6 protein-coding genes are annotated in these 8506 nt (G+C 62.9%); 5 read left to right on the top strand and 1 reads right to left on the bottom strand.

Annotation, left to right across the window (positions count from 1 at the left end; translation table 11 throughout):
* The first annotated feature begins 617 nt into the window (after positions 1–617).
* The 5 genes from ABMA59_RS20700 (at position 618) to ABMA59_RS20720 (ending at position 6589) form a co-directional block, all read left to right on the top strand.
* Positions 618–986 carry a hypothetical protein gene (locus ABMA59_RS20700; RefSeq protein ID WP_349007276.1) on the top strand — a complete coding sequence of 123 codons (369 nt, stop codon included), beginning with the start codon at positions 618–620 and terminating at the stop codon, positions 984–986.
* Entirely contained in the window at positions 983–1324 is a 342-nt protein-coding gene (locus tag ABMA59_RS20705) for a hypothetical protein (protein ID WP_349007277.1), read from the top strand. Before ABMA59_RS20700 ends, ABMA59_RS20705 begins: the two co-directional genes overlap by 4 nt.
* A 54-nt stretch (positions 1325–1378) precedes the next feature.
* Positions 1379–2488, top strand: a complete 1110-nt coding sequence (locus ABMA59_RS20710) for a hypothetical protein (protein WP_349007278.1) — start codon at positions 1379–1381, stop codon at positions 2486–2488.
* 681 nt (positions 2489–3169) lie between these two features.
* Entirely contained in the window at positions 3170–5425 is a 2256-nt protein-coding gene (locus ABMA59_RS20715) for a PBP1A family penicillin-binding protein (RefSeq protein WP_349007292.1), read from the top strand.
* 579 nt (positions 5426–6004) lie between these two features.
* Entirely contained in the window at positions 6005–6589 is a 585-nt protein-coding gene (locus tag ABMA59_RS20720) for a GNAT family N-acetyltransferase (protein WP_349007279.1), read from the top strand.
* 820 nt (positions 6590–7409) lie between these two features.
* On the opposite strand, the gene ABMA59_RS20725 is transcribed toward ABMA59_RS20720, so the two are convergent.
* On the bottom strand, positions 7410–7913 hold the full coding sequence (locus ABMA59_RS20725; protein WP_349007280.1) for a hypothetical protein: 504 nt from the start codon (positions 7911–7913) through the stop codon (positions 7410–7412).
* Between the last annotated feature and the right edge of the window lie 593 nt (positions 7914–8506).

The raw sequence follows: 8506 nt of genomic DNA on the forward strand, positions 1-8506 counted from the left end.
GTGGGTGTTAATGCCGGCCTCACAAAACCTCACATTGGCGGCGCGATTCTCGACAGCGGAGCGGGGCGAGCGGCGGCGGCGTGTTGGTTTGGCGAGGGGACAGCCGAGGTGGGCGGGGTGCTGCGGAATGCCGTTTGGGTGTTAATGCCGACCTCACAAAACCTCACATTGGCGGCGCGATTCTCGGCAGCGGGGCGGGGGAGCGGCGGCGGCGTGTTGGTTTGGCGAGGGGACAGCCGTGGTGGGCGGTGCTGCGGAGGCGCCGGTGGGTGTTAGTGCCGACCTGACAAAACCACACATTGGCGGCGGGATTTCGGCACGGCGGAACTGGGCGAGCCGGCGGCGGAGTGCTGGTTTGGTGAGGGGACTTTTTGGTGAGTGCGGCGCTGCGGAGGCGCCGGTGGGTGTTAGTGCCGACCTGACAAAACCGTACATTGGCGGCGGGATTGTCGGCAGCGGAGTTGGGCCAGAGGGCCGGTGAAGTGCGGCTCCGCAAGGATCGGCGCGGTGTCGCGAGATCGCCGTTTGGGTGTTGGTACCGACTTCAAAAAACAGGCCGAAGCGTTCACCCGCCAGGGCGACCCGTGGCCGCCTCGCTCGCCCGTAATGAGGGCCGAATGCCCATGCTGCGGGACGATCAGGTCGCGGAGGCGTTCGTAAATCCGCAGGCGACGGACCGGCTGTTCGCACAGGCCGACACGCCGGCCGTGCGCGCCGCGATTTGCGACGAAGGGTTGTCGCGCGCCAACACGGCCAGCCCTGAGCGCATCCAGCGTTTTGTCCAGGAGCACGGCGAGCAGCTGCAGCGCTTCCCCGGCCTGCGGGAAGAGTTCGAGCGGGCGGGCATGGCGCGCGGTGCCGAGGCCATTGCTGCGGCCCGCGAGACGGCCACCACGCGCGAGCTCGGAACGCCAGACTCCGAGAAGGGACGCGGCGCAGTGGGCGCTATCTGCAGTTCAGCGACGCCAACGCCGAACGCGCCATGAGCGAAGTGCTGTCGGCGAAAGACCCCGCCAAGGCGGCCGACGAACTGCTGACGTTCGTCAACGACGCGCCGGCTGCCGTCGAGGGCGCGCGCGCGGCGTTCTGGAAGAAGATGAAGTCGCAGGCGCAGAGCACCGACAACACGACGCGCGCCATGTCCGGCGAGCGGCAGTGGCGCGGCGATTGGCTGAAATCCTTCCTCGACAATCCAGCCACGTCGGCGGTCGCCGAACGGCTGTACCGCGACAAGCCGGAAGACCTTCAGGCCATCCGTGCGTTCGCTGACGTGCTCGACAATGCCGATATGCGGGTGCGCGGCAAGGCGTCGGCATCGCAATGACGATGTCGATCCAATTTCCAACAAATGTCCGGCCTAGCGACATAGGTCAAGCAAATGGCGCGCATCGTGGTTCAGGCCCGTTTGGAGGCTTACATGCGAAAGAGATATTGGGTTGCTGTTTCATTCGTCCTCGCAGCGGTCCTGACCTTGACCTGGCATCATGACGGTGGCCCTGTCGACCTGGAGGAGGCGATTGTCAGGGCCGCTGTGGTGAACACGCTAACTGCGGCGGACTCGCGGTGTCCACTTGCGGATCGGGCGATCGATGAGGCTGCGTCATGGCTGCTTGCAGCCTGCGCTGAAGGCGGATTGGCTTGGTATGACGCGGCGCATCGATATGGTGATGATGCGGCCAAGGTCTTCACTACGTTTGGTAACGACCCAACATTCAACGAGGTTTTTCAGACGCTCGGCCCACCTGTCGTGCCGGTTGTCACCTATTTCGTCCGCAACGGGTCCACGCAGTACCTGCTGCAGGAGACGATCGGGCAAGGCGTTTCTCACCTGTGGAACGGCGAGGCGATTGGCTTTGGCGTCGCGGAGCTCACTCCTGAGCAGTACGGGCTGATTGCTATTGAGGAACTCAAGACCCGCGGCCACGAGATGCTGTCGGAATTCGAGATCGTCGATGGGACTGCAGTCCGCAAACAATTCACGCGAACTGTCCTGGGAGCCAAGAGTCTGTTCCTGGGCGGGATTTCCGATGTTGAGACAGTGATCGCCCGCGGCGAAAGACTGCCGAAATGGAGCGAGGTTGGCTGGGCGGCTCTTGACGCAACCGTGATCGCAGGGGGCATCGGAGTTGCCGTCAAATCCTTGCGTGTGGCCAAGGCGCCCGCAACGATTGTAGGACGAGGTTCAATGAAGTTCGGCATTTTGCAGCGCGCCGGGGGAGGGGCGGTGCGATCGTTGTCCGCATTCGCCAAGGTGTCGGGCGTTGCCGCGGTAGTGGCGATACCCTATCTGGCCATCACCCGTCCGCAGCTTGTTGCCACCGCAGCGGGATGGGTTGCTGAACAGATCGGGATGCCTGCTTGGCTGGGCGTGTTTCTGGCCTTCTCGGCGCTATCTCTGTTCTTTCTATTGGCGGTTCGGCTTGTTCTCGCGCCTATTCTGTTTGTAGCAAAGAGCTTCGACCGTTTGCGACCGCGACATGACACCTAGGGTCGGTCCGTCCGCAGATGACTGCCCCGACCCTGCATCTGGGATTGGCCAATTGCCGCCTTCCGGCCGATTGTATTATTCCCGTACAAGCACTTAATCCGAGGCAGGCGGTCCAGGCTTGGCGGTTCGTGTTGGTAGCGGGCCTCGTCGATTAAGGGACAACTCCAAAGGGTAGTCTCTGGCGCCGTCTCGACCAGGCCGCTCCATCATGGCCTTCTGGGAGACGGCCCGGCCAAGACGTGCGTTGCCGACGTACAATGTCTGCGGAAAAGTCGAATTCCAATTCTGGGATGGAGAGGCGGCGGCTCCTTCCGCCAAGCCAATCCTGAAGTACCGGCGCGACCGGTTGCTCGACTTTCTTCTGGCGCTGGAGCAGGACCGGTTCGAGAGATTGTGCCAGCGCATTTTGACGCCGACCCGGCGGCGGTCGCGTCCGCGCCGGAGCCATGCGAGGCTTCTTGCGCAGCGGCGGAACCAGCCATGATCCCCGCCATTATGGTGTCGCAGGCGGGCGCTTGGGCGCGTTGCCGGCCCTCGCCCAATCGAGGCGACGCTGGAAGGCGGGGAATGGACGAAGAAGCCGGTAGCGAGTTGCGAAAAAAGCGGCGTGGGACCAGGATCGCGGCGCAAATCGTTGGCGACCTAAAGTCGGATTTGTCCCCCCCGGACGTCAACCCGGTCGTGCCGGCGAGCGATGGTGATCCTGTAGGTCCGGACGACTTGAAACAGGGTGCCCTCTTTCATCGAAGCGCCGCTGCCGCCCGTTCATTGGGACAGGCTCTCGGTAAGGACCTCGGAGTGGCCTCGCGCCGGGCTGGACATCGCTTGCGGGCAGAGGCCGAGCGGCTGCGCAGGCACGCAGAGCGGCTAACGACGCGGGTCCGTGAGGCCGATTATTCGCGTCTCGGTTCGGATTTGATTGCGACAGCAGGGGGCATCAGCGGCTGGGTGTCGCGCCTTAGGGGCCGGAGCGGCGATGACGCTCGCACTCGCCCTGCGCCGCAATCGCGGTCTCCGGGCCGCCGTAAAACGTCGCTGGCCGCGACGGCAGCCGTCCTCGTCAGTGGGATCCTGGTCGCAGCCATCACGACCTGGTGGGCGCTGCGCGACGTGCCGTGGCAGGAAATAGCCGAAGGATCGCTGAAGCCCGTGGTGGTTCTTGAGAGCGCGGACGGCAAGCCGCTGGTGCAGCAAGGGCCATTTCAGGGCGCCTACGCCACCCGCGACCAGTTTCCACAGCACCTGGTCGACGCCGTGTTGTCGGTGGAAGATCGCCGCTTCCACGAGCATTTCGGCATTGATCTGCGGGGCATGGCGCGCGCGCTCTTCCGCAACCTAGTCGCCGGACAGGTGGTCGAGGGAGGGAGCACGATCACCCAGCAATTGATCAAGATCCTCTATCTGGAAAGCGACCGCACCTACAAACGCAAGATCCAGGAATTCGTCATTGCCCTTTGGCTGGAGAACAAGTTCGGCAAGGATGAAATCCTAACGCGCTACCTCAACAACATTTATCTCGGCGCCGGCGCGACGGGGATACCCGCGGCGGCGCGGGTCTATTTCGACAAGGACCCAAGCGAACTTGATCTACGCGAGTCGGCGATGCTCGCCGGCCTCATCCGCGCGCCATCTCAGCTCAGCCCGCTGACCAATCCCGAGGGTGCGCGAGCGCGCGTGCCGATCGTGCTTGATGCGATGGTGGCGAATGGGAAGCTGGGCCCGGCCGAGGCGGCGGCCGCCAAGACCGAATTCGCCGCGCTGAAGCCGACAAGACCTGCCGAGCGCGCTGGAAGCTGGTTCGCCGACTGGGTGATGGAGGAGGCGCGCGTGATCGCCGGGCCTTACCGGGGCACGATCCGGGTGCGGACGACGATGATGCCAAGGTTGCAGGCGATTGCCCAAGAGGTCGTCGCCAAGGCGATGGATGCCGAAGGTGAGACGCTAGGCGCGTCGCAGGCGGCGCTGGTGGCGATGACCCCGGAGGGCGCGGTGGTGGCGATGGTGGGCGGGCGCAAATATGACGACAGCGAGTTCAATCGCGCCGCGACGGCCGAGCGGCAGCCGGGCTCGACGTTCAAGCTATTCGTGCTGCACGCGGCGCTGAAGGCCGGCAAGACGCCCCGTGACCGCGTCATCGACGAGAAAATGGATATCGACGGTTGGTCGCCCGAGAATTTTGGCGGAGAATACAATGGCAGAGTGACGATCGCAGAAGCCTTCGCGCGCTCGCTAAACGCCGCGACAGTCGCCCTGGCGCAGGAAGTGGGCATCGACGAGGTAGCGGCATCGGCCCGCGAACTCGGCATCGACGCCAAGCTCACCGAGACGCCAGCACTGGCGCTTGGCGCTTCGGAGGTGACACTGATCGACCTCACTGGCGCCTACGCGTCGGTGCGGGCAGGCGTCGCTCCTGTCGAACCGTGGGGAATCGTTTCGTTCCAGAGCGACCAACAGCGGCCTTTCCGTGTCGGCCCTTCGAAGCAACCTGAGACCAGCCTGAAGGCGATGCAGAGCGACCTCGTTGGGTTGTTGAACCTCGTCGTCGAGCGCGGCACTGGGCGCGAAGCGCGGCTCGACGGTTTCGCAGCCGGCAAGACGGGAACCAGCCAGAACCACCGCGACGCCTGGTTTGTCGGCTTCACCGAGCCGCTGGTCGCTGGCGTGTGGGTCGGCAACGATGATGGCTCGCCGATGCGGGACGTGACAGGCGGGAAGCTGCCCGCGGTAATCTGGAGAAATTTCATGACGGCTGCGATGGCCGAGTTGTCGGCAACGCCCCCAACGTCGGAACAGGGCGCCGCCCCGGCGACCGCTTCGGTCGAGGGCGAAACAGTTGCGTGCAACGTGCGCGCCTGCTCCCGCTCGTATCGTTCGTTCCGCCCCTCCGACTGTACGTACCAACCCTACCGCGGCACACGGAAACTCTGCGAGAAATGAGGGACGGCCACGGATGACAGAACATCTGTCGGTCGTGCCATTCGAAGCACTCTCCCTTCCGCTTGATGCCAGTGGATCGGCCGGCGCGCCGGGCGTGGGGAGTGGCGTACGCGGCGTGTATGGTATCGACCCTTTCCTGCACGTCCGGCAGGAGCAAGGGGGCGAAACGAGGAGACGGATCGCGGCGTTGCGGCATCTCCCGCCTTCGCCGGCCAGCCGCTAGATCGGGGTCCGAGGCCAGGCCTCGGATGGGGATGGGAGGCGCCGGACTTGATGACAACGCCGTCGCGACATGGAATGCGCGCGGCAACACGCCGCTAATGACCGGAGCCACTGTGAACGTCAGCCTTACGAGCACGGCGACCGCACCTGGCTCCGGTACGACGCAGGTGCCTGATCCCGCGCCGCTGTTCGCTGATCGAAATGGTGCGGATAATCTTGACGGAGATCAGCCAAGCGATCCTGAGACGCCGGCCGAGCCGAGAGCATCCGGTATCGCTCCCGCTCCATCCGGGTTACGATGCGTGGCTGAGAACGGGCGCGGGCGCCTCATCGGACCACCTACGTCAGGAGGGCAGCGTGAAATCACCGGCGGTGAGAGTGATGACCGTAGCCGATGAAGATTCGGCAGTCGGGATAATCATGCTGGCGTTTGCAGCAGACCCTATGGCGCGATGGACCTGGCCGCATGCAAGCCCGTACCTTGCAGCAATGCCGCGAATGGTCCGCGCGTTCGGGCGCAAGGCATTCTCCAACGGAAGCGCCTTTTGTACCGACGGCTACGCCGGCACGGCGCTGTGGCTGCCGCCCGGCGTGCATTCCGAAGAGGAAGAGCTTGGCGCCGTGCTCGAGAGCACGGTTGAACCCTCTCTCGCCCCTGAAACCGCGGCCATATTCGAGCAGATGGCCACGTACCATCCGACCGAACCGCATTGGTACCTGCCACTGATCGGCGTCGACCCGGCGCATCAGGGCGAAGGTCACGGCGATGCCTTGATGGCGTACGCACTCGCGCAGTGCGACCGCGATCACGCGCCGGCCTATTTGGAATCCTCGAACCCGCGCAACATATCATTCGACCAGCGGCACGGCTTCGAACCGCTCGGCGCGATCCAGTTCGGTTCGTCGCCCACTCTCATCCCGATGCTGCGGCGACCTCGTTGAGCGTTCATCGGAAGCTGTCAGCCCGCTTCCAACCCCAAAGCAATCGGAGGAGAGGTGCAATGCACGTTGGCACCAGCCACGAACTTGAGACAACGACACCGACGCTGTGCCGAACAACGGCCACCAAGGAGCGCGGCGCCGAGAGGTGGTGCCGTGGTGGTTTCGGTCTGCGGAACATGCGTTTGGGTGTGAGTGCCGGCCTGACAAAGCCATACGTTGACGGCGGGAATTTCGGCAGCGGAGCGGGGCGGACCGGCGGCGGAGTGCTGGTTTGGGGAGGGCAGGCGTGGGGTCGTAGCGCTGCAGCCGGTGGGTGTTACTGCCGTGTTCACAAAAGTTCACATTGGCGGCGGAATTTTCGGCAAGGGCGGAGCTGGGGGAGCCGGCGGCGAGCTGGTTTGGTGAAGGACAGCGGTGGTGGGTGGAACAGCAGTCCGTTGTCAAATCCGACCTGTCAAAACCTTACGTTGGCGGCTCGATTTTCGGCTGCGTAGTTGGGCCAATCGGCCCCTCGCATGCTACTCACCGCTAGCCAACGCTGCCGACGCCCATAACCATGCTTTCCGTGTTGGGGAGCGCGTCGGCAACATTCAGTCGAAGTGCATCCGGTCGTCAATCGCTGGCGCCAACTTTAGACCAGGGGACAGATGCTCCGGAAGGGCCGCGACGCTAGCAACGGAACCCACGGGCCCAAAAAGATTATCGAAGATGCTATCGGGGCGGCGGGTTTGATGCACTAGGCAAGTGAAATCCAGATCTCGTGGCGTCTACCCCCAATTGCGGCATCAGGTGCGCTCAATCCGTTCCGGTCACGGCTAAACTAACACCCTTCCGAAGCTAATGATTTCACCATTCTGAGGACGACCGGGTCGTAGGGCAGCTTTTGGCTTTGGCGATAATCCATCACAAAGACCCCAACGCTATCGTCGCAAGTTACAATGACCCGCACATAGCGTATCATCCCACCCTTGATGCCCGAGTAGCTCGCCCAAGATTCGGTGAGCCGGCGATAGGTGACTTTCCACCCACGCCGCGCGTCATCAGCTATCAGTGCTTCGACGCGCTGTTTGAAGTTGCCACCCAAAATGTGGTCGCCGCGAACGACAAGGCTCGCATCTAATGGACCGAGAAAGGTCGCGGCCTGGCCGTCTTCAGCGATATGATCAAGTGAGAAGCCCGGAGGCACTGTGAAGATGATGCCGGCTTTTCGGAAGCCGAAAGCGGTCCAATCCTGCGCTAGCGTTGGCCCCGTCGACGCAGCCAAGAAAATCGCCGTCCCGGCAACACTCGCTACCACCATTCCAAGAACCGCATACCTCAACATCGTCTTCCGTATTCCCGGCCCTGATCGCGTCGACTCATTGCCGTCACCAGCACAATTGACCCCAGTCGTGCTTTGTTCCACCTCCCGCTGACGTCGGCCATCTTCAAAACAGCGTTTCTGTAAGCAGCTTATCGAGCGCAATTTTCAGGATCGGCCTGAAGGCAAACTAAAGTCTGATCGGCTCAAGCCAATAGAGATCCCCGCAGGATCGGCCTGGTCGCAGACCTACATTTGGCTCTCTGCAAAAGGCAGAGCTACCGTTTGCTAGTTTTGCGGAAGCTGGTGCGGCCTCAATCCAGGCCACGTTCGGAACGAAATCGTTCGACTTAAATTGTTGTGACAGTTTCGGCACATCGGACACCTCAAAAATGCCTACACCAAGGCCCTCGACCCCAGGCTGTTGATTTCCACTGAGAAGTGACCCAGTCGACGGAGGTTTTTCCATCGAGAATTGACCCATGTTTGAAGCTCCTCCCACACGGATTGTGTGGGGGACATCGGAGTGATCGACATGGAGTTATTGAGCGTCATCCGACGCTGGCACTACCGAGACCATCTTTCGATCCGCGACATCTCGCGCCGAACCGGACTAT

It is taken from the genome of Mesorhizobium yinganensis (assembly GCF_040081985.1).
Taxonomy (GTDB): domain Bacteria; phylum Pseudomonadota; class Alphaproteobacteria; order Rhizobiales; family Rhizobiaceae; genus Kumtagia; species Kumtagia yinganensis.

Bases quoted from the DNA above. Each gene is read 5' to 3' on its own strand.
- ABMA59_RS20700 (WP_349007276.1), top strand. From the start codon at position 618: ATGCCCATGCTGCGGGACGATCAGGTCGCGGAGGCGTTCGTAAATCCG.
- ABMA59_RS20705 (WP_349007277.1), top strand. From the start codon at position 983: ATGAGCGAAGTGCTGTCGGCGAAAGACCCCGCCAAGGCGGCCGACGAA.
- ABMA59_RS20710 (WP_349007278.1), top strand. From the start codon at position 1,379: ATGGCGCGCATCGTGGTTCAGGCCCGTTTGGAGGCTTACATGCGAAAG.
- ABMA59_RS20725 (WP_349007280.1), bottom strand. From the start codon at position 7,913: ATGTTGAGGTATGCGGTTCTTGGAATGGTGGTAGCGAGTGTTGCCGGG.